Origin of the sequence: Rhodococcus sp. ACPA4 (genome assembly GCF_002300185.1) — a bacterium.
In the GTDB taxonomy this organism is placed as follows: domain Bacteria; phylum Actinomycetota; class Actinomycetes; order Mycobacteriales; family Mycobacteriaceae; genus Rhodococcus_F; species Rhodococcus_F globerula.
Genome location: NZ_NSDY01000001.1, coordinates 180,131 through 205,624 on the forward strand (window position 1 = coordinate 180,131; position 25,494 = coordinate 205,624).

The window sequence follows — 25,494 nt, forward strand, 5'->3', positions numbered from 1 at the left end:
GATCAGAAATAGCCCTCTCGCTTGCGGTCTTCCATGGCCGCTTCGGAAACTCGGTCGTCGCCGCGGGTCGCGCCGCGCTCGGTCAAACGTGATGCCGCAACCTCGGCCAGGATGGCTTCATTGTCGGCTGCATCGGAGAGAACAGCACCGGTGGTCGAACCGTCGCCGACGGTGCGGTAACGCACCGAAAGGGTCTGCAGCTCTTCGCCTTCGGCCGGTCCGCCCCAGACGCCGGGGGTCATCCACATGCCGTCGCGCTGGTACACCGGACGCTGGTGGGCGTAGTAGATGCTGGCGAGTTCGACGTTGTCGCGGGCGATGTAGCGCCAGATATCGAGCTCGGTGAAGTTGCTGAGCGGGAAGACGCGGACCTGCTCGCCGGGGGAGTGGCGACCGTTGTACAGGTTCCACAGTTCCGGGCGCTGCTTCTTGGGATCCCACTGGCCGAAAGCGTTGCGCAAGGAGAAGATTCGCTCCTTGGCGCGGGCCCGCTCTTCGTCGCGGCGAGCGCCACCGAAGACGGCGTCGAAGCGGTTCTCGGAGATCGCGTCCAGCAACGGAACGGTCTGCAGCGGGTTGCGGATACCGTCGGGACGCTCGGTGAGGCGACCGTCCGCGATGTACTCCTCGACGCTGGCCACGTGCAGGCGCAGGTTGTACTTCGCCACGACGTGGTCACGGAAGTCGAGGACTTCCTGCAGGTTGTGGCCGGTGTCGACGTGCAGCAGCGTGAATGGCAGCGGTGCAGGCCAGAAGGCCTTGATCGCCAGGTGCAGAAGCACCGTGGAGTCCTTGCCGCCCGAGAACAGGATGACCGGGCGTTCGAACTCGCCGGCCACCTCTCGGAAGATGTGGATCGCTTCGGACTCGAGGGCGTCGAGAGTATCGAACTGTGTGCCGTCGAGCTGAGGACGTGAAAGTGTCAAGTCAACTGTCATGATGCGTGCAACCCGCATTCTGTCTTGGAGGCACCGGCCCAACGACCGCTACGCGGATCGCTGCCGGGGGCTGGCTTGCTGGTGCAGGGCGCGCAGCCGATGGATGGATAGCCCTCGTCGACAAGCGGATTGACGAGGATGGAATGGGTGTCGATGTAGTTCTGCATCTCCTCGTCCGACCACGGAGCGATCGGATTGATCTTGACGAGTCCGAAGCCCTCGTCGAAGGAGATCAGCGGAGCGTTGGCGCGAGTAGGAGCTTCGACGCGGCGGATGCCGGTAACCCAGGCGCTGTAGCCGGACAACGTCTGCTTGAGCGGCGCGACCTTGCGAAGTGCGCAGCAACGGTTGGGATCGCGGGCGAAGAGGTCCTTGCCCTCCGCGATGTCCTGCTCACCGACGCTTGCCAATGCGCGAGCGTTGATGACGTTGACGCCGTACACCTGCTCGACAGCGTCACGCGTGCCGATGGTCTCGGGGAAGTGGTAGCCGGTGTCGAGGAAAAGTACGTCGACGCCCGGATGTACCTGTGCGGCAAGGTGAACCAGCACACCGTCCTGCATATTCGATGCAACGATGTACGAGTCGCCGAACGTGTCCTCGGTCCACTGCAACAGTTCCTGCGCGCTGGCTCCGTCGAGTTCTACGGCACCGCGTTCGGCGATCGCCCGAAGCTCGTCGACGGTTGCTCGCGAAATGTCCACTGTCATCGCAAATCTCCTTCGTCTGCTCGCACTGCCCATTCGGCGAACCGCTCACCTTCGTTGCGGTTCTTCGCGAACTGACGTACGACGCGGTCGATGTAGTCACCCATCTCGACGCTGGTGACCTTGTGCTGGCGCAGCTTGCGTCCGAAGGCGCTGTCGAATCCGAGGCTGCCTCCCAGGTGAACCTGGAAACCCTCAACTTGATTCCCGTCGCCGTCGTCGACGAGCTGGCCCTTGAAGCCGATGTCCGCGACCTGCGAGCGGGCGCACGAGTTGGGGCAACCGTTGATGTTGATGGTGATCGGCACGTCGAGCTGGCTGTTGATGTCGGCCAGACGTTCTTCGAGTTCCGGAACGAGAACCTGCGAGCGCTTGCGGGTCTCGGCAAACGAGAGCTTGCAGAACTCGATGCCGGAGCAGGCCATCAGGTTCTTGCGCCAGTGCGACGGACGGGCGGGAAGGCCCAGTGCGTCGAGGTCGGCGATCAGCGGCTCGAGCGTGTTGTCTGCAACGTCGAGGATGATGAGCTTCTGGTACGGGGTGAAGCGGATCCGGTCGCTGCCGGCCTTCTCTGCCGCGTCGGCGACCTTCGCCAGGATATCGCCGGACACTCGGCCGGCGATCGGCGCGAAACCGACTGCATTGAGGCCGTTTCGGGTCTTCTGGATGCCGACGTGGTCGATCGGGCGCGTGGGCTTCTCCGGTGCGGGACCGTCGATGAGCGGACGCTTCAGGTACTCGGTCTCGAGAACTTCGCGGAACTTCTCGATGCCCCAGTCCTTGATGAGGAACTTGAGCCGGGCCTTCGCGCGCAGACGACGGTAGCCGTAGTCGCGGAAGATCGAGACAACACCTTCCCAGACGTCGGGAACCTCGTCGAGCGGAATCCAGGCGCCGACGCGTTGCGCGAGCATCGGGTTGGTGGACAGTCCGCCGCCGACCCAGAGGTCGAGGCCGGGGCCGTGCTCGGGGTGGTTCACGCCGATGAAGGCGATGTCGTTGATCTCGTGAACAACATCCTGCTGACCGGAGATGGCGGTCTTGAACTTGCGCGGCAGGTTGGAGTACTTGGGGTCGCCGATGTAGCGGCGCACGATCTCGTCGATCGCCGGAGTGGGATCGAGGACTTCGTCGAACGATTCGCCGGCCAGGGGAGAACCGAGGACAACGCGGGGGCAGTCACCGCAGGCTTCGGTGGTCTTGAGTCCGACGTCTTCGAGACGCTTCCAGATCTCCGGGACGTTCTCGATCTCGATCCAGTGGAACTGAACGTTCTCACGGTCGGAGAGGTCTGCGGTGTTGCGGCCGAACTCCTTCGAGATACCGGCGATGGTGCGCAGTTGCTCGACGTTGAGAGCGCCGGCGTCGCAGCGCACTCGCATCATGAAGTACTTGGCCTCGAGGAGATCGAGGTTCTCGTCGCCGGTGAAGGTGCCGTCGTATCCCTGCTCTCGCTGGGTGTAGAGGCCCCACCACCGCATCCGGCCGCGCAGGTCGCTCTTGTCGATGCTGTCGAAACCCTGCTTCGAGTAGATGTTCTCGATGCGCGCTCGCACGTTGAGCGGGTTGTCGTCCTTCTTGGCCTGCTCGTTGGCGTTGAGCGGCTCGCGGTATCCGAGGGCCCACTGACCTTCGGCGCGCTGCTTCGTGGGGCGAGCAGCGCGAGCGGGCCGTGCCTCGGCGGGCGCTGCCGAATCGGCAGTCGGGGCGGCGTCGGTTGTCGACGTCATCGATGAACTCCTGGATCTTCGGCGGTGTTGATCAGGCACGAGGCACGCAAACGCTGCAGCATTGTGACTCTGTCCGATCGGGGTGCACCGGACCGTGTCGAGTGAGGGGGCTGTCCTCGGGCTCGAAAGGCTTGCGGCCGGCAGATGTGCTCACCAAGCAGGCAGCGGAAACGCTGAAGGCTGGGGAAACAGGTGGAGATGAGCGGGGAAGGCTTGTTGATCAGTTGAAGATCAACAGCAACAGCAGTGCAGACACGTGGAACTGCACACGCGCTTGAAGTCGACGTGGCGACGCGCCACAAGTCGTACTCCTGGTCCGGTCATGCGGACCATTGTGCCACGTCAACTCGATAATTCCGACTCGGGGACCTATTTCCACGAAAAATGGGGGAAATAGCGTGCTCAGGGGACTTGGTGGTCCGGCCAGGTCGGCGAATAGGTCGGCACGCGCGATGCTGGGAGACTGGTGGAGTGAATGTCACCGCTACAACCCCCTTCGTGTTGCCCGCTCGCTCGCTCGAGGGCGTCGGGACGCGGCCGTTCGGAATCTATGTCCACGTCCCGTTCTGTGCGACGCGATGTGGCTACTGCGACTTCAACACGTACACCGCGGGCGAGTTGGGGACCTCGGCGTCGCCGCAGTCCTGGCTTGAAGGGCTCAAACGCGAACTCGACCTCGCGGCGCAGATGACCGGAGCACCGGCGGCCGAGACGGTGTTTGTCGGTGGCGGAACCCCGTCGCTGCTGGGCGGCGACGGTCTGTCCGAGGTGCTCGAGGCAGTACGGAGCAGTTTCGGTCTGGCTCCCGGTGCCGAGGTCACGACGGAATCGAATCCCGAATCGACGTCGCCGGAGTTTTTCGACGCCCTGCGCAGCGCCGGTTTCACGCGAATTTCTCTCGGTATGCAGTCGGCGGCCCAGCATGTGCTCAAGATCCTGGACCGCACGCACACACCGGGCCGGGCAGTAGCGGCCGCAAAAGAGGCGCGCGCGGCAGGGTTTGCGCACGTGAACCTCGACTTGATCTACGGAACGCCGGGGGAGCGGGATATTGATCTCGATGCTTCCTTGGATGCAGTTCTTTCCGCCGACGTCGATCACGTCTCGGCCTATGCGCTGATCGTGGAGGACGGCACTGCGATGGCACGCAAGGTTCGCCGTGGTGAATTGCCCGCGCCCGACGACGATGTGTTGGCGTCGCGGTACGAACGGATCGACGCGCGGCTGTCCGAGGCTGGATTGTCCTGGTACGAGGTCTCCAATTGGGCGAAGACGGAAACAGTCGAATCCGGGGATACCCGTTGCCGTCACAACCTCGGTTACTGGGACGGCGGCGACTGGTGGGGTGCCGGTCCCGGCGCGCACAGTCACGTCGGCGGAGTGCGGTGGTGGAACGTCAAGCACCCGGCGCGCTACGCGGAGCAACTCGCACAGGGTGAACTGCCCGTCGGTGGCAGTGAGGAACTGTCCGCCGACGACATTCACATGGAGCGGGTGATGCTGACCGCACGGTTGCGCACCGGCCTGCCGTTATCGGAATTAACTGTGTCCGAACGTGATTCGGCCGATCAGGTTGTTGTCGACGGTTTGGCGATCGTCGACGACGGCCATCTGATCCTGACCGATCGTGGTCGGCTACTTGCCGACGCCGTCATCCGCACGGTACTGACCTGAGCGGCTACTTCGGGTAGGTGTTCGTTACCTGAGTGAAGTTGTCATCGCCCCAGGAGATGATGGTGCCGTCGGATTTCAGGGCCGACGAATGGTTGGCGCCGGCACTGACGGCGGTGAAGCCGCTACCCCTGGGCGTATTCGTGACCTGCTTGTCGTTGTCCCAGCCCCACGAGGTGATGGTGCCGTCGAATTTCAGTGCCACGCAATGGTGTGCGCCGGCGGCGACCGCAGTAAAACCGTTGCCCCGAGGAGAGCCGGTGACCACCCGGTGGCTGTCGCCTCCCCAGGAGACGACGGTGCCGTCGGATTTCAATGCCACCGAGTGGTAGTTGCCGGCGGCGATGGCAGTGAAGCCGTTTCCAGTGGGGGTGTTCGTGACCTGGTTGAAGCCGTCGTCTCCCCAGGATGTGATGGTGCCGTCGGCATTGAGCGCCACCGAATGGCTGTCTCCGGCGGCGATGGCGGTAAACCCGCTGCCGGTAGGTGTGTTCGTGACCTGTTTGTAGGTGTCCCAGCCCCAGGATGTGATGGTGCCGTCGGATTTCAGTGCCGCCGAATGGTAGGTGCCGGTGGCGATGGCGGTGAAGCCGCTACCGGTGGGGGTGTTCGTGACCAGCTTGGAGCCGTCGTTTCCCCAAGATGTGATGGTGCCGTCGGATTTCAGCGCCAGCGAATGGCTGCCGCCTTCGGCGTAGGCGGTGAAGCCACTACCTCGAGGGGTCTTTGCGGCGAGGGCGGAGCCGTCCCATCCCCAGGAGGCCACGTTTCCGAGTGGTTCGACCGGCATGTCATCTGGTCCGGCCGCAGCGATTGTCACAGCAGCAAGAGTGAGCACACCTCCAGTCAATACGACGGCGAGACCCTGTAAACGACTGACAGGGCGTAATCGGCGCCGGTGAACCATGGCTGTGCCTCTCTGCGGCAAAATCCCGCACAGGGGCGGTGTGGCACCGTCGGTAACCACTGAGCAAAGATAACGGACAGTTGGGTCAAAAGCACGCATTATTTAGGGCCATTTTTGGCCACTATGTGCGTGTGGACGAAACTGGCCACTGCGATGTGGTGGTGGGGGCTCAATTATTCGGGGCGATGCCGAACAGTAGTGCGTCGATTCCGGCTTCGAATGCCGTGTTGTTGTCTATCGATTCTGTTGTGGGTGCTGATTCTGTTGTGGGTGTGCTGATATCGGTGCTCGCATACAGTGCCGCCAGGTGCGGATAGTCGCCGTGGGCGAGTAGTGCGCCGATGTGTTCGGCCCCGCTGTTGGCAGAGGAGCGGGCGGACATTCCCGCAGATTCTTGCGCTGCGAAGCTGGTAACCCAGCCTGTGAGTAGTGCGATTCCGGTCATCGTCGCTGGTGCGCTCAGGCCGGTCGGTGACAGCGCGCCGACCATCTGGTCGAGGTAGCGCATCGACTGCGGGCCGAGGCCGGTCGGCTGGATCTGACTGAGCCAAGGGTGTCGGCGGTGAATCGCCCTCGACTGCACGGCGATGGCGAGGACGTCGGTGCGCACGTTTCCGGTCAGTGGCGGGTAGTCGTATTCGGCCCCGACGGAGTCGGCCATGAGCGCCATCAGGTCGTCCTTGCCGTTGACGTACCGGTACAACGACGCGGCGGCCGTGCCCAGTTCTTGTGCGACACCGCGCATCGACACTGCGCGGAGCCCCTGGTCGTCGGCGATTCGGACGCACGTGTCGGCAAGTTGTTCCAGCGTGTAAGCCGGGCGGGGTCCTCGTTTGGTGTCCTCGCCTCGCAGCCACATCGAGGCCGGTGGTCCGGCGTTGGTCATAGCACCAAGCATGCCCCACTTCAGTAGTTGCGAACACTGTTCGCAGTTGTCTATTCTCTAATTGCGAACAGTGTTCCCAATTGAGGAGGTAGACATGCCGGCTATCGAAGCGGAATCACTCACCAGGTGTTACGGAAAACGCACGGTGGTCGACGGTGTGAATCTGAGCGTCCCCGCGGGGACTGTTCATGCGTTGCTCGGACCGAACGGTTCCGGCAAGACGACGATCGTGCGGATGCTTGCCACGCTGTTGCGGCCCAGTGCGGGCAGCGCTCGTGTTCTCGGTTTCGACACAGTCCTGGCCGCCGCGCAGGTGAAGAAGAGCATCGGACTGGTCGGACAATTTCATGCCGTGGATCCTCGTCTGACCGGCGCCGAGAATCTCGCTATGTTTGCTCGGCTCAATGGATATGCGGCTAAGGCTGCGCGTCTGCATGTGGGGGAACTACTAGAAAGATTTGAACTCCTCGATGCTGCCGACCGGCAGGTGCAGACGTATTCCGGCGGCATGCGAAGGCGACTCGACATCGTCGCGGGAATGGTGGTGCGCCCGGCCGTTCTGTTCCTCGACGAACCGACGACAGGTCTCGATCCCCGAAGCCGACACGAAATCTACGAATACGTACGAAGTTTCGTGAACGACGGTACGACCGTCGTACTGACCACCCAATACCTCGACGAGGCCGACAAGCTGGCGGACAGCGTCACCATCATCGACGCCGGAAAAGTAGTTGCTGCCGGAACCCCGGACGAGATCGTCGAGGCTGTGGGAACAGGTCTCGACGTGGTGATCGCCGACGAGCACCGATGTGGTGAGGTCACCGAGATTGTCGGGCGATTCGGCGGCCGGCCAGGTGCTTCTCACGATTCGGCGACGGAACTGTCCTTTGCCTTCGACGGGCAGTCGATCGCGCTGCTGCCGATACTGCGGGCGCTCGACGACGCCGGAATTGCCGTGCAGGACATCGGGCGTCGCCGGGCAACACTCGACGACGCCTTCCTGGCCCTCACCGGCCACACCAGCGAGAGGATTTCCGCATGACCACGCCCACCCGAAGTGCCGTCTCGGCGTTTACCGGCACCCGAATTCTGTTCATGCGGATCGTTGCGGTGTATCGCCACGCGCCCGCACTGGTTGCAGTGACTCTTGCTGCGCCCCTTGGCATGATGCTGCTGTTCGGTTTCGTTTTCGGTGGTGCACTGTCCGGTGGCGCCGACGGGGTCGCGTATCGGTCGTATCTCACTCCGGGTGTACTTGTCCTTGTTGCGTCGATGGGCTTGGTGGTCACCGCTTCGACAGTGAATGCCGATCTGCACAGCGGCCTGACCGACCGACTTCGTGCATTGCCCATCCATCCTGTTGCTATGCCTGCGGGCCTGGCACTGGCGGAAACCGTCACCGGCGCAGTGGCTTTGGCCGCTATGGCGGGAGTCGGGTATCTGTCGGGATGGCGGATCGACGCGTCGGCCACAGACGTGGCGCTTGCGATCGTGCTGCTCGTCGCATTCCGGTGGGCACTCGCCTGGCTCGGGATCGTGCTCGGCAGTGCCATCCGGGACGAGCAGATGCTCCAACAGCTCGCCCCGCTGATCTTCGGGACGATCATGCTCTCGAACGTCTTTGTCCCCACCGAGACCATGCCGAGTGTTGTTGCAACGGTGGCCGAGTGGAATCCCGTCAGTGCGGTGGTCGCAGCGCTGCGTGAGCTGTTCGGTTCGGGTACCAGTGTTGCGCCCGATGCATCGTGGCCCATGCAGCATCCCGTTGCCGCGGCGTTCGGGTGGACTGCGGTGCTGCTAGCGGTCGCGATCCCGATTGCAGTGCGGCGCTACTCGTCATCGCAGTAACCGCGCTGTCGCAGTAACCTCACCTGCGTGGCCCTCATACACAGTGCGCAATTGAATCCGTCGAAGATCGAACTGCTCAGTGCTTGGGTGCCTGGGCAACCGTGGGTCGGATCCGCCGATACCTCGAGCCTCGAGCACATCGACGCGTACCGCTTCGATGATCCGGACGGCGAGGTCGGCATCGAGACGCATCTGCTCCGCACTGCGGACGGAGCGGTTCTCCAGATCCCGCTCACGTATCGAGGTGCTCCACTAGTCGGGGCGGAAGCCTTCCTGGTCTCCACCATGGACCATTCCGTCCTGGGGCAGCGCTGGGTGTACGACGCGTGCTGCGATCCGGTGTACGTCCGCGCACTGGCAACGACCATCGTCACCGGAGGAACCGAAGCGGCGCTGGAGTTCGCTGACCCCGGCAATGCCCGTGAGGTCACAACACATGTGTTGGGTAGCGGGTCCGGAGACGTTCCGTCGATCGGGGCGGTGAACTGCTCCACCGCGGGTTCGGCAACAACGATGGGTTCGGCAACAACGATCACATCCGGGATGCTGGAACTGACGGTGTTCAGAGTGATCGACGCCGGCGCTGAATTGGGTGAACTCAGCCTGACCGGAACGTGGCCCGGCCAGGCTGAGCGCGCCTTGCTCGCGTCGCTGCAGATCGGTTAGTGCGAACCTTCGATGATTCCGGGCATCGCGTCGTAGTCGAAGACTCGCGCATGGAGAACGACGCGATTCCGCAGTGCTGAACGCACCGCCCGGTGCAGGCCGTCTTCGAGGTACAAGGTGCCCTTCCACTGGACGGCGTGTGGGAAGAGATCGCCGTAGAACGTGGAGTCCTCCGACAGAAGGCGGTCAAGCTCGAGGACCTTGGTGGTGGTCACGATCTCGTCGAGCCGGACCTGACGCGGCGGAAATTTGGACCAGTCACGAAGGGACAGTCCGTGGTCGGGATACGGCTTGCCGTCCATCACGCCCTTGAAAATCATGACTCCACAGTAAGGCCACCACCCGAGACTGGCGCTCGGGCGATTAGACTGCCAGTTGAGATCAGTGCACACAGCGCGCGGGAAACGGAGGTCGCAACGATGTCGAGTACCGACGACAGGCGATTCGAGGTTCTGCGCGCAATTGTCGCGGACTACGTTTCCACGCAGGATCCGGTCGGATCGAAGGCTCTGGTCGAGCGTCACAACCTTGGTGTGTCGAGTGCCACCGTGCGCAACGACATGGCGTTTCTCGAAGCCGAGGGCTACATCGCCCAACCCCACACCAGTTCTGGGCGCGTGCCGACAGACAAGGGATACCGTGAGTTCGTCGACCGCATAGCCGACGTCAAACCGCTGTCCGGGCCCGAGCGCCGCGCCATTCTGGAATTTCTGGAATCCGGCGTCGACCTCGACGACGTGCTGCGGCGCGGTGTGCGTCTGCTGGCTCAATTGACCCGGCAGGTAGCCGTAGTTCAGTACCCGACACTCTCGGCGTCGTCGGTCCGTCATCTCGAAGTGGTGGCGTTGACCCCGGCGAGGTTGCTTCTCGTTCTCATCACCGACTCCGGGCGCGTCGATCAACGCATCGTCGAGTTGGGTGACGTTCTGGTGGACGAGGATCTGTCCAGGTTGCGTGCACTGCTGGGCGGCGCGCTGGAAGGCAAGCGTCTGGCAGCAGCCTCCATCGCCGTCTCCGAACTGGCCGACGAGGCTCCCGACGATCTGCGCGACGCCGTTGTCCGGTCCGCGACGATCCTGGTCGAGACGCTGGTCGAGCATCCCGAGGAGCGTCTTGTCCTCGGCGGAACGGCCAACCTGACGCGCAACGCCTCCGACTTCTCCGGCCTGGCCGGATTCCCGGGTTCGTTGCGGGCGGTTCTCGAAGCGCTCGAAGAGCAGGTGGTGGTGCTGAAACTGCTGGCATCGACCCAGAACGCCGGGATGGTCACCGTCCGGATCGGTGAAGAAACTCAGGTCGAGCAAATGCGCGGGACCTCCGTGATTTCGACGGGCTACGGTGCGGCCGGTACCGTTTTCGGTGGTGTCGGTGTGCTCGGTCCCACTCGGATGGACTATCCGGGAACAATTGCATCGGTTGCCGCCGTTGCCAGATACATCGGCGAAGTCCTCTCCGAACGATGACGTGCGTCGCCGCAGGCCGACGCTCCTCTTCGTGAGGTACGAGGAAAACTAGAAGTAAGAGAAGGACGAGAGAAAAAACGTGGCACGGGATTACTACGGATTGCTCGGCGTCGACAAGAACGCGACCGATCAGGAACTCAAGCGCGCATACCGCAAGCTGGCTCGCGAACTGCACCCTGACGTCAACCCGGACGAGGCAGCGCAGGCCCAGTTCAAGGAGATCTCGACGGCGTACGAGGTTCTCACCGATCCGGAGAAGCGTCGCATCGTGGATCTCGGCGGCGATCCCCTCGAATCCGGTGGGGGCGGCGGTGGCGGCTTCGGCGGTGGATTCGGTGGCGGCGGCCTCGGCGACGTCTTCGAAGCGTTCTTCGGTGGCGGCGGTGGCGCAGGCCGTGGACCTCGCGGACGCGTGCAACCCGGTGCCGATTCCCTGCTGCGCACCAAACTGACTCTCGAAGAATGTGCGACGGGCGTCAGCAAGCACGTCACCGTCGAGACCGCGATTCTGTGTGACAGTTGTACGGGCGCCGGCACGAACGGTGATTCCAAGCCTGTCCGTTGCGAGACGTGTAACGGCGCCGGTGAAGTGCAGTCTGTCCAGCGTTCGTTCCTCGGCCAGGTCATGACGTCGCGTCCGTGCCCCACGTGCCGCGGCGCCGGCGAGACCATTCCCGATCCGTGCCACAAGTGTGGTGGCGACGGCCGCGTCCGCGCGAAGCGCGACATCACCGTGAAGGTTCCGGCGGGTGTTGCAGGCGGCATGCGTATCCGTTTGACCGCGCAGGGTGAGGTCGGCCCCGGTGGTGGACATCCCGGCGACCTGTACGTCGAGATCGTCGAGCAGCAGCATGAGGTCTTCGTCCGCGACGGCGAAGATCTGCACTGCACCATTCGCGTCCCCATGGTCGATGCGGCGCTGGGTACGACGGTCACCGTTGACACCATCATCGACGGCCCCAAGGAAATCGTCATCGAGCCGGGAACTCAGCCCGGTCACGTCGCCGTTGTTCGCGGACACGGTATGCCGAAGTTGCGGTCCGGTACGCGCGGCGATCTCCACGCTCACCTCGAAGTGGTCATCCCGAGCCGCCTCGACAACAAGCAGTCCAAGTTGCTCAAGGAATTCAAGTTGCTCCGCGATCGTGACGAGGCCGAAGTTGTCTCCACCGGGTCGCAGAACAGTGGCGGGTTGTTCTCGCGTCTTCGCGAAGCATTCAGCGGCCGCTGACAGTGGCTGCGACGGTCTTTTTCCTCGACCCCGTTCCGGGCGTCGGTGAGACTGCGGTTCTGGACGGTCCGGAGGGTCGCCATGCGGCGACCGTCCGCCGGATCGGTGTCGGTGAGCGCCTTGTACTGGCTGACGGCCGTGGCCGCGTCGCCGACGCCGAGGTGACCGCAGCCGGGAAAGACCGCTTGGAACTTCTGGTCAGTGACGTACAGGTACTCGAGCAACCGAAGCCGCTGGTGACGCTCGTTCAGGCATTGCCAAAGGCGGAGCGTTCCGAGTTGGCTGTCGAGTTGGCCACCGAGGCCGGTGTCGACGCCGTCATTCCGTGGCAGTCACTGCGGTGCGTCGCCAAATGGGAAGGCGCGAAGCTCACCAAAGGCGTCGCTCGTTGGCGTAGTGCCGCGGTGTCGGCGGCCAAGCAGTCGCGCCGGGCATTTGTTCCGGAGATCGCTGAGCTGCACAAGACCGCGGCTGTGGTCGCGGTGGTTCGCGAAGCCGTTGCGCGCGGCGCCGTGGTAGCTGTTCTGCACGAGTCGGCCACCACTGCGCTGGCGGCACTTCCCCTGGCAAGTGCGGAAGAAGTATTTCTGGTTGTCGGACCTGAAGGTGGGCTCGACGACTCGGAAATCGCTGCACTCTCGGAGGCGGGCGCAACCCCCGTGCTACTCGGCCCGACTGTGCTGAGAACCTCGACGGCCGGCGCAGTTGCATTGGGGGCCATCGGTGTTCTGACCGATCGCTGGGGACCACGACCGCTGCACTGATCGGTATGTGATCTGAAGCCAATTGAGACCTTGCGCTCAGCGAAGTGTCAGCCATGACCACTATCGTTGAATTGCCCGGCGGCGTTCCGCGGGTTCGTTCGGAAATCTCAGGAGGAATGATGCGCTCACGTGCGCACAAGCGAGTTGCAGGCGCGGTGGCTGCCGTCGCGGCAATGATGCTGGCTGCGGGGTGCACCGTATCCACTGACGACAAGGCCGATCCGGCTGCGAGTGCTGTTGCCACCACGGCAACCAGCGTCGCTGTCATCTCGGTGTCGCCTGCAGAAGGCGGCACTCCGATCAACCCGCTCGACCCCATCACCGTCGAGGTCGCCAAAGGCACTTTGACGAGTGTCACCCTCACGAACCCTGAGGGTAAGGACGTCGCCGGAATCATCACCCCGGACAAGACCGCGTGGAAGCCGAGTGAGCCACTCGGCTACGGCAAGTCCTACGACCTGGTTGTCGACGCAGTCGACTCGAATGGTGTTGCCACAACCAAGAATACGACGCTCACCACCGTCGCCCCGAGCAATCAGACGCGGGCATACATCAACACGACCGGCGGCGCGTCGATCTCCGAGGGCGGCACTTACGGCGTCGGCACCGTCGTTGCGGTTCACTTCGACGAATCGATCGGAGACAAGGCCGCTGCCGAGAAGTCGCTACTGGTGACGACCAATCCGCCGGTCACCGGATCCTGGTACTGGGTGGACAGCCAGAACGTGCACTGGCGCCCGCAGGAGTACTACACGCCGGGAACCACGGTGTCGGTGAGCGCAAACATTTACGGCAAAGAGTTAGGCAAGGGTCTGTACGGCGAGCAGGATGACACCGTCGCCTTCACGATCGGTGACTCCCACATCTCCATTGCCGACGACAACACCAAGATGGTGACCGTGTACGAAAACGGTCAGGTGATCAAGGAAATGCCGACGTCCATGGGCATGGGTGGAACCGAAACCATCGGCGACACCACACTGTCCTTCTGGACACAACCAGGCACGTACACCGTCATGGACAAGGCAAACCCGGTCATCATGGACTCGTCCACGTACGGTCTGCCCATCAACTCGCGGCTCGGGTACAAGGAGACCATCAACTGGGCGACGCGCATCAGCACCGACGGTATCTATCTGCACGAGTTGGAAAGCACCGTCTGGGCTCAGGGCAACACCGACACGTCACACGGTTGCCTCAATCTCAGTGCGGCCAATGCCAAATGGTTCTTCGACTTCGCACAGCCCGGTGACGTTGTCGAGATCAAGAACACCGGTGGCGCTCCGCTCGAGGTGTGGCAGAACGGCGACTGGACCCTGTCCTGGGACCAGTGGGCCGCGGGCAGCGCCCTCGCCTGAGCTAGGTTTTCCTGGTGTCTCGGATCAAGATCTCCTACGGTTCCCACGGTCAGCAGTTCGGTCATCTGTACGTTCCCGATACCGTTGACGGCCCAGTGCCTGTTGTCGTGCAGATCCACGGCGGATTCTGGAGCGGGCAGTACGGGCTGAACCTCGGCACCGCGTTTGCCGTCGAACTCGCGCGAGCTGGTGTGGCGGTCTGGAACATCGAGTACCGGCGCCTCGGGGCCGGCGGCGGCTGGCCGGAGATGTCCACAGACGTGAAAACCGCGTACGACGCGATTCCCGGGATTGTGGCCGAAGCTACCGAGGTCGAATTCGACCTGACGAAGGTTCGCCTTGTCGGGCACTCCGCCGGTGGGCACCTCGCAGTCTGGCTGGCGGGGGAGAAGGACGTGTTCACGCGCCCGGAGCGCGTTGTCGCGCAGGCCGCCGCACTGGATCTTGCGTCGGCGGCCGAGCGTGGTCGACGGATCAGCTACATCGAGGATCTTTTCGGCATCCCCTTCGAATCGGATCCGGATCTGTATCGGAGTGCGTCGCCGCAACATCGGTTACCGATCGGCGTTCCCGTCGTATGTGTGACGGGCAGCGATGATCTGCAAGTCCCAGCCAAGGTCAGTGCGCGGTATGTGAAAGCGGCGCAGGCAGCCGGTGATCCCGTGGCATTGCGTGTGGTCGAGGGCGAGGGGCACGATGCGTTTCTCTCGCCCGGGGCCGAGTCGTGGAGGGTCTCCCGTGAACTGGTTCTGGAAGACCCACCGGCTACGTCACACTGATACCAGAGCCTTTTTGCCCGGCAGGATGAACGCGACGACGATCGCGCCGACGAGCAGTGCGAGGCCGCCCGCCCAACTGGCGGCCGAGATCGCGTCGGCATACGCGGCACCGGCTGCGTCGAGTAGCGGCTGCGCTCGAGCCGCGGCCAATGGATTGTGGGCCATCTCTTCGGCGACCAGGGAAGCGCCGCCGACGGATTCTCCGGATACTTCAAGTGCGTATGCGGCTTGCTCGGCCAGTTCGCCGGTCAGTTGCGGGACCTGCATTCCGCTGATGAATCCTGCAATCGAATCTTTGTAGCTTGCAGCCAGAATCGAGCCGAGGACGGCAATTCCGAGTGAACCGCCGAGTTCGATGGCAGTGTCGTTGAGACCGCCGGCACCGCCAAGATCGTCCTCGGAGAAGTTGTCCATGATGGCGTCGGTGGCCGGTGGTTCACTGAGGCCGATGCCGAGACCGAGCAGGATCAGCGGGACCGCGAACATCCAGTAGCCGGAGTCACCGTCCACCTGCGTGAGGATGAGGACGCCGATCGCAGCGATGAGCATGCCACCGACGATGGACGCGCGTACACCGATCAGCGGGGTGATCCGGCCGCTGACCACGGCACCGATCGACACGGCAATTGCCAAGGGCAACAGACGGACACCGGTCTCGAGTGCTCCGTATCCGAGAATGAACTGGAATTGCTGCGAGATGTAGTAGATAGCGCCGAATGCGGCCAGGAACAGAAGCAGTACGGCAAGTGTTGCGCCGCCGACCACACGCTGACCGAGTTTACGGACGTCGAGGAGCGGTTGGGGATGACGCAGTTCCCAGACGACAAACATCGCGAGGCCGAGTGCGGCAAGCACTGCTGCGCTGATGGGTCCTGCGGTCCAACCGAAGTGGAAGCCGTTGATGATCGAGTAGACAAGTGCGCCGATGGTGACAACCGACAGCGCGCCGCCGATCCAGTCGATGCGACCGAGGTGCTCGGCCTTGCTCGGCGGCACCAGGAATACGGCGGCCAGGGCCGCAACTGCTGCGATTGGAACGTTGATCAGGAATGTGGCACTCCAGGAATGACTTTCGAGAATCCATCCGGCCAGCAGAGGGCCGAGCGCGATGGCAAGACCCGAGGTGGCTGCCCACGCTGCGATAGCGCGTGAGCGTTCGGATTTCGGGAAGGTCGCGACCAGGAGTGACAGCGTCGCGGGCATGATGATCGCGGCACCGACGCCCATGATCATGCGGGCCGCGATGACGGCGTTGGTGGTGTCGGCAATGCTGCCGAAGACTGCGCCGCCGGCAAAGACCGCGAGCCCGGCGAGGAGTGCCCCGCGACGACTGTACTTGTCGCCGATCACGCCGAACAGCAGCATCAACGCGGCGTAGGGGACCGTGTAGCCGTCGATGACCCATTGAAGTTGTGTGCTGGTGAGTCCGAGGTCGCGGGTCATGTCCGGCGCCGCGACGATCAGTGCCGTGTTGGCCATGACCACGATCAGCAAGCTCAGACACAGCACCCCGAGCGCGGCCCATCGCCGTGGATACGGCTGGTCCATTTCTGTGACCGGTTTGCTCACGAGTGTTGTCATGGCGCGACTCCGTTTCTGATCTATTTGCACAGTGCTGTGTAAGTTAATAACTTGCACACCATTGTGCAACTATCATTGATGTAGATCACACGAGGAAGGTGGACAACGCGTTGACGGAATCGGGAACTGCTGTGCCGGCAACGCGGCAGCGACGCAGTCAGGCGCGGGCGAACCGCAGTCGCATCATCGAAGCGGCGATCACAGCATTTGCAGTCGATCCCGACGCCAGCATGGACGACGTCGCAAAAGCCGCCGGCGTCGTGCGGCGGACCGTGTACGCACACTTCGAGAGCCGTGACGCCCTGATCAACGGAATCGTGGACGAGGCGTCCGCTGATCTGGTGGCGGCATTGAGTCGCGCGGGGGAGCCTCCCGAGAACCCGGAACTTGCGACCGCCGTGCTGGCGTTGTTGGCCTGGCCGGTGGGAGATCGGTTCCGGGTGCTGCTCAGTTTCGCCCGAAAAGAATTGGGTGAGCAGCGCATCCTCGACCTGATGGAACCCGCTCGCGCCTTGAGCATCAGAGTTGTCGAGCAAGGCCAGAGGGAAGGTATCTTCTCGACCTATCTGCCGGCCGAAACCTTGGTTGCGATGACCGAATCGGTGACCATCACGCTGTTCGACCAGGCAAACAGTGGGGTGATCACGGACTCGGGAGAGTCCTTCGCGATCGTGTGTCTCGTCCTGGTCGGGATCAGCCCGGACCGCAGTGCGGAGATAGTCGCGGACGCCTGGAAATGGATCCGAAAGTCAGTGCCGCCCGTTGCGCCCGGGGATTAACAAGTGGGCGGTGTCGGACTCGGGCGCTAGACTTCGAGGTATCGGAGCCCTCGGGTCGAGCGGGCTCTTTCGGACCAGGAAGCAGGCCATATTCTCCACGTGAGTGAACACAGTGAGTTCGGCGGCAACCGTACATCCACCGTTACCGAGCGCGCTCTGCCGGCAGAGCGCACCGTCCGATCGAGTATGGACCTGGCGCCGGAGACCGTGCGTCAACTCCTGGGATCGACGGACGAAAATCTCACCGCGATCGAACGTGAGCTTTCTGCCGATATTCATGTTCGTGGCGGCACCATCACACTGTCCGGAACGCCGGCCGACGTTGCTCTCGCGGAGCGGGTATTCGCCGAGCTGGCCGTGATGGCCAGGCGCGGGCAGCCCATCGCACCCGACGCCGTCCGCAGAACCATCGGCATGCTCACCAACGAGGTCGGGGAGTCCCCGGCCGAGGTGCTCTCGCTCGACATCTTGTCGCGGCGTGGCAAGACAATTCGTCCCAAGACTCTCAACCAGAAGCGCTACGTCGACGCGATCGACGAGAACACCATCGTCTTCGGCATCGGGCCGGCAGGCACCGGTAAGACGTACCTTGCGATGGCCAAGGCTGTGCAGGCCTTACAGTCCAAGTCGGTCTCACGCATCATCCTGACGCGTCCGGCCGTCGAGGCGGGCGAGCGGTTGGGATTCCTGCCCGGCACGTTGCACGAGAAAATCGATCCGTACCTGCGCCCCTTGCACGACGCCTTGCACGACATGATGGATCCCGAAGCCATTCCGAAGTTGATGGCAGCCGGGGTCATCGAAGTAGCGCCACTGGCGTACATGCGTGGTCGCACCCTGAATGACGCGTTCATCATCCTGGACGAGGCGCAGAACACCACGGCCGAACAGATGAAGATGTTCCTCACCAGGCTCGGATTCGGATCCAAGATCGTTGTCACCGGAGACGTCACGCAGGTCGACCTGCCTGGCGGTGCGCGATCGGGACTACGGGCGGCATCCGAAATCCTTACGGGCATCAACGATATCCACTTCGCGAAGCTCGACAGCAGCGACGTCGTCCGCCATCGATTGGTCTCCGACATCGTCGACGCCTATGAACGCCACGAAACGGATCGCGACGGGGAGCCGAGGCTCGGCAACCGAGCACAACGCCGCGCTGCGCATGCTCATTCACCTCGACGGTAGGCTGAGCGACGCACCAACCCCTACTTTTCCCAGGAAAGAGCGTCGCACATGAGCATCGAGGTCTCGAACGAATCGGGCATGGACATCTCCGAACCGGAGTTGATCAGTGTCGCCCGTTTCGTGATCGCACGGATGGATGTCCATCCGGCGGCCGAGCTGTCGATGGTTCTCGTCGACTCCGCGACGATGGCAGATCTGCACGTCCGGTGGATGGATCTTCCGGGTCCGACCGACGTCATGTCCTTCCCGATGGACGAACTGGAGCCAGGCGGACGCCCCGACTCCCCGGAACCCGGACCGTCGATGCTCGGCGACATCGTCCTGTGCCCGTCGTTTGCGGCCGATCAGGCAGACAAGGCCGGGCATTCACTGGCCCACGAGCTTGCGTTGCTGACGGTCCACGGGGTGCTGCACCTCCTCGGCTACGACCACGCGGAGCCGGAAGAGGAGAAGGAGATGTTCGGACTGCAGAACAGTCTCCTCGAAGAGTGGTACGAGGATTTGCGTCGGATCGAACGCGAGGCCGCGCTGGCGGAGCGAGATCAGAAACTGCTCGGCAAGACCGGGTTCGTCGACGGCGCAGACCGATAATCGAACAGCCGGGGGATCTGTAGTGAGTAGCGCAATCGCGCTGTTGGTACTAGCCGTTGCTCTGGTCCCGGTCGGTGGACTCTTCGCCGCCGTGGATTCGGCGCTCAACACAATATCGTCGGCACGCATCGACGAGATGGCAAAAGAGGAGCGAGCAGGCGCTGAGCGCGTGCAACGCATTCTGACCGATCGTCCGCGATACGTGAATCTCATGGTGTTGCTTCGCATTTTGTGCGAGATCACCGCAACAGTCGTGTTGGCAGGCGCACTCATCGATGTGATGTCGATGGGCTGGGCTCTGACAACCACGGCGGCTGTCATGGTGCTGGTCTCGTACGTGGTGATCGGTGTCGGGCCGAGGACGCTCGGTCGTCAACATGCGTACTCGATTGCTCTGACGGCGTCGTTGCCGCTGTTGTGGATCGGTGTTCTTCTCGGGCCGGTCAGTCGCATCCTCATTCTTCTGGGTAATGCGCTGACGCCGGGTAAAGGTTTCCGGAACGGCCCGTTCGCGTCGGAAATCGAACTGCGTGAACTGGTCGACATGGCACAGGCTCGCGGCGTCGTGGACGACGAAGAGCGTCGCATGATCCAGTCCGTGTTCGATCTCGGCGACACGTCCGCCCGCGAGGTCATGGTGCCGCGCACCGACATGGTGTGGATCGAGAACGACAAGAGCGCCGGACAGGCAACATCGTTGGCAGTGCGCAGCGGACACTCGCGCCTACCGGTGATCGGTGAGAACGTCGACGACGTTCTTGGTGTCGTGTACCTGAAAGATCTGGTGAAACAGACCTATCACCTGCCCGACGGCGGCCGCAGCGTCAATGTCTGTGAGGTGATGCGTCCGGCGGTATTCGTTCCGGATTCAAAGCCACTCGACAGCCTGCTCGCCGAAATGCAGCGCGACCGCAACCACATGGCGATCCTCGTCGACGAGTACGGCGGAATTGCCGGCCTCGCGACCATCGAGGACGTCATCGAGGAAATCGTCGGCGAGATCGCGGACGAGTACGACGAAGACGAGACACCACCCGTCGAAGATCTTGGTGACGGGATGTTCCGCGTCTCGGCGCGCCTGCCCATCGAGGACCTCGGCGAACTGTTCGATCTGGAACTCGAGAACGACGAAGTCGAGACCGTCGGCGGTTTGATCGGTTACGTGCTCGGCCGGGTGCCGCTACCCGGATCCGAGGTGGAGTACGACGGTTTGATCCTGCGCGGTGAGGGAACGAACACCGGCCGTGGACGTGTGCGCATCAGCACGGTTTTTGTGCAGCGTGCGCCTCGCTCGGAAGACGATGCGGCAGAAGACAACGATGACTGAGCGAGACGTTCTACGAGGAGTAGGTATGAGTAAGAAGGAATTCCGGTCGGGGTTCGTGTGTTTCGTCGGCCGGCCCAATACGGGTAAGTCCACGTTGACCAACGCGTTGGTCGGCAGCAAGATCGCCATCACGTCCTCGCGTCCGCAGACGACGCGCCACACGATCCGCGGCATCGTGCACCGCGAGAATTCCCAGCTGATCCTGGTGGACACCCCGGGTTTGCACAAGCCGCGCACCCTGCTCGGCCAGCGCCTCAACGACCTGGTTCGCGATACGTACTCCGAGGTCGACGTCATTTGCCTGTGCATTCCGGCTGACGAGCCCATCGGCCCCGGCGACCGCTGGATCGTGCAGCAGGTCCGCCAGATGGCGCCGAAGACGACGCTGGTCGGCATCGTCACCAAGATCGACAAGGTCAGCCGCGACGCCGTCGGCAAGCAGTTGCTAGCACTGTCCACCCTGCTCGGACCCGAGTGCGAAGTTGTGCCTGTGTCCGCCCAGTCGGGTGAGCAGGTCGAGATACTGGTCGACGTGCTGTCCGGTCTGATGGACGAGGGTCCGGCCTTCTACCCCGACGGTGAATTGACGGATGAGCCCGAAGAGGTACTCATGGCCGAACTCATCCGTGAGGCCGCGCTCGAGGGTCTGGGCGAGGAATTGCCGCACTCCCTCGCCGTCGTGATCGAAGAGGTCATTCCGCGTGAAGGACGCACCGAGAAGCAGGGCGAGATGCTCGACGTCCACGCTTTGCTCTATGTCGAGCGGCCCAGCCAGAAGGGCATCGTCATCGGCAAGGGCGGAGCGCGCCTACGGGAAGTCGGCACCAGCGCGCGTCTGCAGATCGAGAAGCTCCTCGGTGTGCGGATCTTCCTGGAGTTGCACGTCAAGGTTGCCAAGGACTGGCAGCGCGACCCCAAGCAGTTGGGCCGGCTCGGGTTCTAGGGCGCAGCCCCTTTGAGTACCAACAGGATCGACGACGCAACATCCGCGTTGTCGATACCTGTTGCCAGGCGGCGCAGTTGTAGGCCCACGATCATCGCGACGAGGTAGGACGCGACGGATTCCGGATCAGGTGCCCCGAGCGCGGTCAGGACTGCGACTCCCAAAGAGTCGTACGCCGCAAAACACTCCGCGGCAATCTGGTGAAGTTCGTGATCGCGGCCTGCGGCGACGAACATTTCGAACGGTGCGATCCGCTCGACCACAAAAGCGATGTCCTCCGCGATGCTCTCCGTGGCGGCCGCCGCATCCTCCGCGCTCAAATCCTGGTCGCGGTACTGCTCGACGAGGTCGAGAATGCGGGCAGTCTCCTCGGCGGCAAACCGGGACAGTGCGGCCCGGAGCATGTCCGACTGGCTCGGAAAGTGATACGTGACGGAACCCAGTGACACCCCGGCGTCGGATGCAATGCGACGGTTACTCACACCGGAGATACCTTCGGTGGCAACGATGTGAAGTACCGCGTCGAGGATGCTTGTTCGGATGTCTACTGCGGCCATTTGGGCTCACCACCACTGTTGAGGACGACTCTGATCCCAGCGGAGCACCGACTCCAATTGCGAGGCGAGCGAAACCAGCAACGGCTCAGTGCTCTCGCTACCCATCAATTGTGCTCCGATCGGCAGTCCGGCGCTGCTGAATCCCGCGGGAATATTGATCGAGGGCCACCCGAGGACATTCCATGGCCAGGCATACGGGCACGCCGCAGTCATCACCTTGTCGGTTTCCCAGCCGCCGATACCGTCGATAGCGGTGACCGGGATCGGCGGAGTTGCCGTGGTTGGCGCAAGGACGACGTCGTACTTGTCGAAGATTGCGCCGATGCGCCTGCGCATTCTCGGCTCGGCCGCCCGAGCGGCACGCAACGGTGCCCCGCGAAGTAGCTTGCCGCTCTGTGCATTTCCGCGAGTTCTCGGGTCTGCGAGCGCCGGGTCGGGGAGGCGCCCGAGCCAATCGTGTACCCCGACGAGTGAGCGTGGCAGGAAGTTGAGGCCGAAGATCAGTCCGTAGGCGGGATCGTCCACGACGACGCGATGGCCGAGGCTGCGCAGCGTGTCGGCGACGGCATATACAGCCCTTCGCACTTCGGGATCGAGTGTGACTGGTGTAGCGGTGAACGGATTACGCAGGGAGAGAGCAATGTTCAGCCTTCCGGGATCGCGGCCGACCGCGTCGCTGACCGTGAGTGGCGTCGGCGTGTGTAGGTCGCCGTCATGGTTTCCGGCTGCTACGTCGAGGAGAAGGGCTGCGTCGGCGACCGTGCGGGCAAGCGGTCCGTTGACGGTCAGGCCGTAGAACGCTTCGGCGTCGGGCCACGTGGAGATGCGGCCACGCTGTGGTTTGATGCCGACCAGATTGGTCCAGGCCGCCGGTATCCGGATCGACCCGGCTCCGTCGGAACCGATTCCGGCGCTGACCAATCCGGCCGCAACCGCGGCTGCGGTACCGCCGGACGAACCGCCGGGAGTGTGCTCACGTGACCATGGATTGCGGGTGTATCCGAAGGCGCTACCGCTGGTGAGCGGCCACTGGCCTAGTTCAGGGCTGTTGGTCTTTCCGACGATGACAGCGCCGGCGGCGCGTAACCGTCGAACCATCTCGGAATCTTCCGTCTTGACGGGGAAGTCGCCGGGGCAACCGAATGCGGTGGGCTCGCCGGTGATGTCGACATCGTCCTTGACCGCGATGGGTACGCCCAGGAGCGGGAGTCGCTCACCGCGGGCAAGCCGGCGGTCTGCGTCGGCGGCTTCCTCGAGTGCTTTCTGGCGGCGAACGATCTTGAATGCATTGAGAGTCGACTGCGCTGCGTCGATGCGGTCGAGTGTCTCGGTCGTGGCCGTTACGGACGACGTGGCGCCCGACGTCAGACCGGCTACCTGATCGATCAAGGTAGGGGCATCGCGCAGTTCCGTATGCGGTCTCGGCGGCATTGAACTCCTTTATTCGGAACTTATGGAGCGACCGATCAGCAACGCGTTTCAGTATTGACGACGGTGGGTGGCGCGTCAAGATTCCGTCAAGACGGTTGTTCGCTGTGTAAACGGATCGTCAGAGAGCGTCAAAGCCGGCATTTTCAGGTCGAAGCTGGGAGAGCGCTCCTGGTGCGTCATGGCTGCGATGAACTGCAGCACGGTTTTTGATGTCGAAGAGGGAAGCTCATGGCCGACTTGGCCTACGTTGCTCTGATTCTTGGTGGTTTTCTCGTGTGCGCACTGGTTCTTCGCGCCTTACAAGCGAGCGCTCCCAAATGACGGTCGCCGGTGTTGTCAGCGTCGTGCTGATTGCCGTGGCCGCGGCTCTGGTTGTTTATCTCCTTGTTGCGCTCGTAGATCCTGAGAGGTTCTGATGTCGCCCGCTCTGGCAGCCGGACTGCAGATTGCGTTTGTTCTGATTGTGTTGGCGATCGCGTACGTTCCGGTCGGCGATTACATGGCTCGGGTGTACACCTCGACCCGTGATCTGCGGGTGGAGAGCGTCATCTACCGAGTCGGCCGGATCGATTCACGGGCTGAGCAGACGTGGTACGGCTACGCCGCCAGTGTGCTGGGATTCTCGCTCGCGAGTGCGTTGCTGCTCTACTTCCTTCAGCGGATCCAAGGTGTATTGCCGCTCAGTGACGGGCTGTCAGGGGTGAGCCCGGCGGTGGCGTTCAATACGGCGATTTCCTTTGTGGCCAATACGAACTGGCAGTCATACACTCCGGAAACGACGATGAGCAATGTCGTTCAGCCGTTGGGTTTGGCTGTTCAGAACTTCGTATCGGCAGCTGTAGGTATGGCGGTGGCGATTGCGCTCGTTCGCGGCTTCGTCCGAGTAGCGAGGGGCGGTGAGATCGGGAACTTCTGGGTAGACCTCACGCGAGGATGCCTTCGTATCCTGTTGCCGTTCTCGTTTGTGATCGCACTGATCCTGTTGAGTCAGGGCGTGATTCAGTCGTTCCACAGCGGATTTGCGTCGACGGGTCTCGACGGAAATGCCGTCACCAATGCCCTCGCACCGGTGGCGTCGCAGGAAGCGATCAAGGAACTCGGAACCAACGGCGGCGGAATCCTTGCTGCTAACTCCGCCCATCCGTTCGAGAATCCGACGCCGCTCAGCAACATCGTCGAGATTCTGGCGATACTGCTGATTCCGGTGTGTCTGACAAGGACTTTCGGAACGATGGTCAGTGACCGCCGTCAAGGGCTGACGCTGCTCGCTGTGATGGGTCTGTTGTGGAGCGGATTGCTGGCCGTCACATTGGCCGCTGAATCCGGTGCCCGCGGTGTCGCCGCAACCGCAGCAGGTTCGATGATGGAAGGTAAGGAAGTTCGCTTCGGGATTCCCGGATCGGCATTGTTCGCGGTGAGCACCACCGGAACATCCACCGGCGCAGTCAACTCCGCACACGACAGTATGTCTCCCTTGGGCGGCGGTGCGGTCCTACTCAATATGCTGCTCGGAGAAATCGCTCCCGGCGGAGTCGGAACCGGTCTGTACGGCATCTTGGTCCTCGCGCTGATCGCGGTGTTTGTCGGCGGACTCCTGGTTGGCCGCACGCCCGAGTACCTCGGTAAGAAACTCGGCCGACGTGAAATCACCCTGGCAGCGCTCTCGATTCTGGTGATGCCTGCGCTGGTGTTGATCGGCACCGGCATCACAGTGATTCTCGGGTCGACCTTGGGATATCAAGGAAACGGCGGAGATCCGGGTTCGCCGGGGTCCATCCACGGCTTCAGTGAAGTGCTGTACGCCTTCGCGTCGGCGTCGAACAACAACGGCAGCGCATTCGGCGGTTTGACCGTCACGAGCGACTGGTTCCAGTCCTCGCTCGGTATCGCCATGCTGTTCGGCCGCTTCCTGCCCATCATCTTTGTGCTCGCATTGGCCGGATCATTGGCGTCGCAGAAGAAGGTGGCGCCCACCGTCGGTACCCTGCCCACGTCGGGGCCGATGTTCACCGGACTCCTCACCGGCACCGTTGTGTTGGTTGCCGCACTCACATTCTTCCCGGCCCTCGCACTGGGCCCTATCGCGGAGGCGCTCCAATGACCATGAATACCGAAGCGACCCTCAATACCGAAGAAAAACCTGTGGCGG

General features: G+C 62.8%; 25 protein-coding genes. 16 read left to right on the forward strand and 9 right to left on the reverse strand.

Annotated elements, in window-relative coordinates:
* Nucleotides 1-2 precede the first annotated feature (2 nt).
* The 3 genes from cysD to CJ178_RS00790 are packed head-to-tail and all read right to left on the reverse strand — an operon-like array spanning nt 3 to nt 3,375.
* Nucleotides 3-938, reverse strand: a complete 936-nt coding sequence (gene cysD / locus CJ178_RS00780; RefSeq protein WP_033233176.1) for a sulfate adenylyltransferase subunit CysD — start codon at nt 936-938, stop codon at nt 3-5.
* Complete coding sequence (locus tag CJ178_RS00785; protein ID WP_045066981.1) at nt 935-1,648, reverse strand: phosphoadenylyl-sulfate reductase; 714 nt, start codon at nt 1,646-1,648, stop codon at nt 935-937. Before CJ178_RS00785 ends, cysD begins: the two co-directional genes overlap by 4 nt.
* Nucleotides 1,645-3,375, reverse strand: coding sequence for a nitrite/sulfite reductase (locus CJ178_RS00790; protein ID WP_095885914.1), 1,731 nt, complete (start codon nt 3,373-3,375; stop codon nt 1,645-1,647). Before CJ178_RS00790 ends, CJ178_RS00785 begins: the two co-directional genes overlap by 4 nt.
* 471 nt (nt 3,376-3,846) lie before the next feature.
* Here CJ178_RS00790 and hemW point away from each other — a divergent pair, with 471 nt between their 5' ends.
* The gene (hemW, locus tag CJ178_RS00795; RefSeq protein ID WP_095885915.1) at nt 3,847-5,049 is read left to right on the forward strand and encodes a radical SAM family heme chaperone HemW; all 1,203 of its coding nucleotides are present in this window, start codon (nt 3,847-3,849) and stop codon (nt 5,047-5,049) included.
* Between the two features lie 4 nt (nt 5,050-5,053).
* On the opposite strand, the gene CJ178_RS00800 is transcribed toward hemW, so the two are convergent.
* On the reverse strand, nt 5,054-5,866 hold the full coding sequence (locus CJ178_RS00800; RefSeq protein WP_165826307.1) for an RCC1 domain-containing protein: 813 nt from the start codon (nt 5,864-5,866) through the stop codon (nt 5,054-5,056).
* Between the two features lie 256 nt (nt 5,867-6,122).
* Nucleotides 6,123-6,839, reverse strand: coding sequence for a TetR/AcrR family transcriptional regulator (locus CJ178_RS00805; RefSeq protein WP_257012947.1), 717 nt, complete (start codon nt 6,837-6,839; stop codon nt 6,123-6,125).
* A gap of 94 nt (nt 6,840-6,933) precedes the next feature.
* On the opposite strand from CJ178_RS00805, the gene CJ178_RS00810 reads away from it, so the two are divergent.
* Genes CJ178_RS00810 through CJ178_RS00820 form a run of 3 tightly spaced genes read left to right on the forward strand, consistent with a single transcriptional unit; the run spans nt 6,934 to nt 9,353 of the window.
* Nucleotides 6,934-7,881 carry an ATP-binding cassette domain-containing protein gene (locus CJ178_RS00810; protein ID WP_095885917.1) on the forward strand — a complete coding sequence of 316 codons (948 nt, stop codon included), beginning with the start codon at nt 6,934-6,936 and terminating at the stop codon, nt 7,879-7,881.
* Entirely contained in the window at nt 7,878-8,687 is an 810-nt protein-coding gene (locus tag CJ178_RS00815) for an ABC transporter permease (RefSeq protein ID WP_095885918.1), read from the forward strand. The genes CJ178_RS00810 and CJ178_RS00815 overlap by 4 nt, the downstream gene beginning before the upstream one ends.
* Before the next feature lie 27 nt (nt 8,688-8,714).
* A complete protein-coding gene (locus tag CJ178_RS00820) occupies nt 8,715-9,353 on the forward strand; it encodes a CG0192-related protein (protein WP_095885919.1) in 639 nt (212 codons plus the stop codon).
* Here the strand turns inward: CJ178_RS00820 and CJ178_RS00825 are convergent.
* The gene (locus CJ178_RS00825) at nt 9,350-9,673 is read right to left on the reverse strand and encodes a type II toxin-antitoxin system VapB family antitoxin (RefSeq protein ID WP_033232977.1); all 324 of its coding nucleotides are present in this window, start codon (nt 9,671-9,673) and stop codon (nt 9,350-9,352) included. The two genes, CJ178_RS00820 and CJ178_RS00825, sit on opposite strands and share 4 nt — an antisense overlap.
* 99 nt (nt 9,674-9,772) lie before the next feature.
* On the opposite strand from CJ178_RS00825, the gene hrcA reads away from it, so the two are divergent.
* The 5 genes from hrcA to CJ178_RS00850 all read left to right on the forward strand — a co-directional run bounded on the left by hrcA (nt 9,773) and on the right by CJ178_RS00850 (nt 14,948).
* Nucleotides 9,773-10,816, forward strand: coding sequence for a heat-inducible transcriptional repressor HrcA (hrcA, locus tag CJ178_RS00830; protein WP_033232979.1), 1,044 nt, complete (start codon nt 9,773-9,775; stop codon nt 10,814-10,816).
* A 79-nt stretch (nt 10,817-10,895) separates the two neighbouring features.
* The gene (gene dnaJ, locus CJ178_RS00835; RefSeq protein WP_033232981.1) at nt 10,896-12,047 is read left to right on the forward strand and encodes a molecular chaperone DnaJ; all 1,152 of its coding nucleotides are present in this window, start codon (nt 10,896-10,898) and stop codon (nt 12,045-12,047) included.
* A gap of 2 nt (nt 12,048-12,049) precedes the next feature.
* On the forward strand, nt 12,050-12,811 hold the full coding sequence (locus CJ178_RS00840; RefSeq protein WP_095885920.1) for a 16S rRNA (uracil(1498)-N(3))-methyltransferase: 762 nt from the start codon (nt 12,050-12,052) through the stop codon (nt 12,809-12,811).
* A 119-nt stretch (nt 12,812-12,930) separates the two neighbouring features.
* The gene (locus CJ178_RS00845; protein ID WP_095887776.1) at nt 12,931-14,169 is read left to right on the forward strand and encodes a L,D-transpeptidase; all 1,239 of its coding nucleotides are present in this window, start codon (nt 12,931-12,933) and stop codon (nt 14,167-14,169) included.
* A 14-nt stretch (nt 14,170-14,183) separates the two neighbouring features.
* Nucleotides 14,184-14,948 carry an alpha/beta hydrolase gene (locus CJ178_RS00850; protein ID WP_095885921.1) on the forward strand — a complete coding sequence of 255 codons (765 nt, stop codon included), beginning with the start codon at nt 14,184-14,186 and terminating at the stop codon, nt 14,946-14,948.
* On the opposite strand, the gene CJ178_RS00855 is transcribed toward CJ178_RS00850, so the two are convergent.
* The gene (locus CJ178_RS00855) at nt 14,940-16,529 is read right to left on the reverse strand and encodes an MFS transporter (RefSeq protein WP_095885922.1); all 1,590 of its coding nucleotides are present in this window, start codon (nt 16,527-16,529) and stop codon (nt 14,940-14,942) included. The two genes, CJ178_RS00850 and CJ178_RS00855, sit on opposite strands and share 9 nt — an antisense overlap.
* A 98-nt stretch (nt 16,530-16,627) precedes the next feature.
* On the opposite strand from CJ178_RS00855, the gene CJ178_RS00860 reads away from it, so the two are divergent.
* From CJ178_RS00860 to era, 5 genes are all read left to right on the forward strand, one after another.
* Complete coding sequence (locus CJ178_RS00860) at nt 16,628-17,308, forward strand: TetR/AcrR family transcriptional regulator (protein ID WP_045066997.1); 681 nt, start codon at nt 16,628-16,630, stop codon at nt 17,306-17,308.
* Nucleotides 17,309-17,407: 99 nt separating this feature from the next.
* The gene (locus CJ178_RS00865) at nt 17,408-18,496 is read left to right on the forward strand and encodes a PhoH family protein (RefSeq protein WP_033232988.1); all 1,089 of its coding nucleotides are present in this window, start codon (nt 17,408-17,410) and stop codon (nt 18,494-18,496) included.
* A 48-nt stretch (nt 18,497-18,544) separates the two neighbouring features.
* The gene (gene ybeY / locus CJ178_RS00870; RefSeq protein ID WP_033232989.1) at nt 18,545-19,087 is read left to right on the forward strand and encodes an rRNA maturation RNase YbeY; all 543 of its coding nucleotides are present in this window, start codon (nt 18,545-18,547) and stop codon (nt 19,085-19,087) included.
* Between the two features lie 22 nt (nt 19,088-19,109).
* Nucleotides 19,110-20,414 (forward strand): hemolysin family protein, encoded by a 1,305-nt coding sequence (locus tag CJ178_RS00875; protein WP_033232990.1) that lies wholly within the window; start codon nt 19,110-19,112, stop codon nt 20,412-20,414.
* Between the two features lie 25 nt (nt 20,415-20,439).
* Nucleotides 20,440-21,357, forward strand: coding sequence for a GTPase Era (era, locus tag CJ178_RS00880; protein ID WP_033232991.1), 918 nt, complete (start codon nt 20,440-20,442; stop codon nt 21,355-21,357).
* Here era and CJ178_RS00885 read toward each other — a convergent pair.
* Together CJ178_RS00885 and CJ178_RS00890 are read right to left on the reverse strand one after the other, a co-directional pair.
* Complete coding sequence (locus CJ178_RS00885; RefSeq protein ID WP_095885923.1) at nt 21,354-21,914, reverse strand: TetR/AcrR family transcriptional regulator; 561 nt, start codon at nt 21,912-21,914, stop codon at nt 21,354-21,356. The genes era and CJ178_RS00885 overlap by 4 nt on opposite strands.
* Before the next feature lie 6 nt (nt 21,915-21,920).
* On the reverse strand, nt 21,921-23,345 hold the full coding sequence (locus tag CJ178_RS00890) for an amidase (protein WP_033232995.1): 1,425 nt from the start codon (nt 23,343-23,345) through the stop codon (nt 21,921-21,923).
* 317 nt (nt 23,346-23,662) lie between these two features.
* Between CJ178_RS00890 and kdpF the strand changes: the two genes are divergently transcribed.
* Complete coding sequence (gene kdpF, locus CJ178_RS00895) at nt 23,663-23,761, forward strand: K(+)-transporting ATPase subunit F (protein WP_033232997.1); 99 nt, start codon at nt 23,663-23,665, stop codon at nt 23,759-23,761.
* The gene (gene kdpA / locus CJ178_RS00900) at nt 23,761-25,446 is read left to right on the forward strand and encodes a potassium-transporting ATPase subunit KdpA (protein ID WP_045066999.1); all 1,686 of its coding nucleotides are present in this window, start codon (nt 23,761-23,763) and stop codon (nt 25,444-25,446) included. Before kdpF ends, kdpA begins: the two co-directional genes overlap by 1 nt.
* Nucleotides 25,447-25,494: the final 48 nt, after the last annotated feature.

Bases quoted from the DNA above. Each gene is read 5' to 3' on its own strand.
- cysD (WP_033233176.1), bottom strand. From the start codon at position 938: ATGACAGTTGACTTGACACTTTCACGTCCTCAGCTCGACGGCACACAG.
- CJ178_RS00785 (WP_045066981.1), bottom strand. From the start codon at position 1,648: ATGACAGTGGACATTTCGCGAGCAACCGTCGACGAGCTTCGGGCGATC.
- CJ178_RS00790 (WP_095885914.1), bottom strand. From the start codon at position 3,375: ATGACGTCGACAACCGACGCCGCCCCGACTGCCGATTCGGCAGCGCCC.
- CJ178_RS00805 (WP_257012947.1), bottom strand. From the start codon at position 6,839: ATGACCAACGCCGGACCACCGGCCTCGATGTGGCTGCGAGGCGAGGAC.
- CJ178_RS00810 (WP_095885917.1), top strand. From the start codon at position 6,934: ATGCCGGCTATCGAAGCGGAATCACTCACCAGGTGTTACGGAAAACGC.
- CJ178_RS00815 (WP_095885918.1), top strand. From the start codon at position 7,878: ATGACCACGCCCACCCGAAGTGCCGTCTCGGCGTTTACCGGCACCCGA.
- CJ178_RS00825 (WP_033232977.1), bottom strand. From the start codon at position 9,673: ATGATTTTCAAGGGCGTGATGGACGGCAAGCCGTATCCCGACCACGGA.
- hrcA (WP_033232979.1), top strand. From the start codon at position 9,773: ATGTCGAGTACCGACGACAGGCGATTCGAGGTTCTGCGCGCAATTGTC.
- CJ178_RS00845 (WP_095887776.1), top strand. From the start codon at position 12,931: ATGCGCTCACGTGCGCACAAGCGAGTTGCAGGCGCGGTGGCTGCCGTC.
- CJ178_RS00855 (WP_095885922.1), bottom strand. From the start codon at position 16,529: ATGACAACACTCGTGAGCAAACCGGTCACAGAAATGGACCAGCCGTAT.
- ybeY (WP_033232989.1), top strand. From the start codon at position 18,545: ATGAGCATCGAGGTCTCGAACGAATCGGGCATGGACATCTCCGAACCG.
- era (WP_033232991.1), top strand. From the start codon at position 20,440: ATGAGTAAGAAGGAATTCCGGTCGGGGTTCGTGTGTTTCGTCGGCCGG.
- CJ178_RS00885 (WP_095885923.1), bottom strand. From the start codon at position 21,914: ATGGCCGCAGTAGACATCCGAACAAGCATCCTCGACGCGGTACTTCAC.
- CJ178_RS00890 (WP_033232995.1), bottom strand. From the start codon at position 23,345: ATGCCGCCGAGACCGCATACGGAACTGCGCGATGCCCCTACCTTGATC.
- kdpF (WP_033232997.1), top strand. From the start codon at position 23,663: ATGACGGTCGCCGGTGTTGTCAGCGTCGTGCTGATTGCCGTGGCCGCG.
- kdpA (WP_045066999.1), top strand. From the start codon at position 23,761: ATGTCGCCCGCTCTGGCAGCCGGACTGCAGATTGCGTTTGTTCTGATT.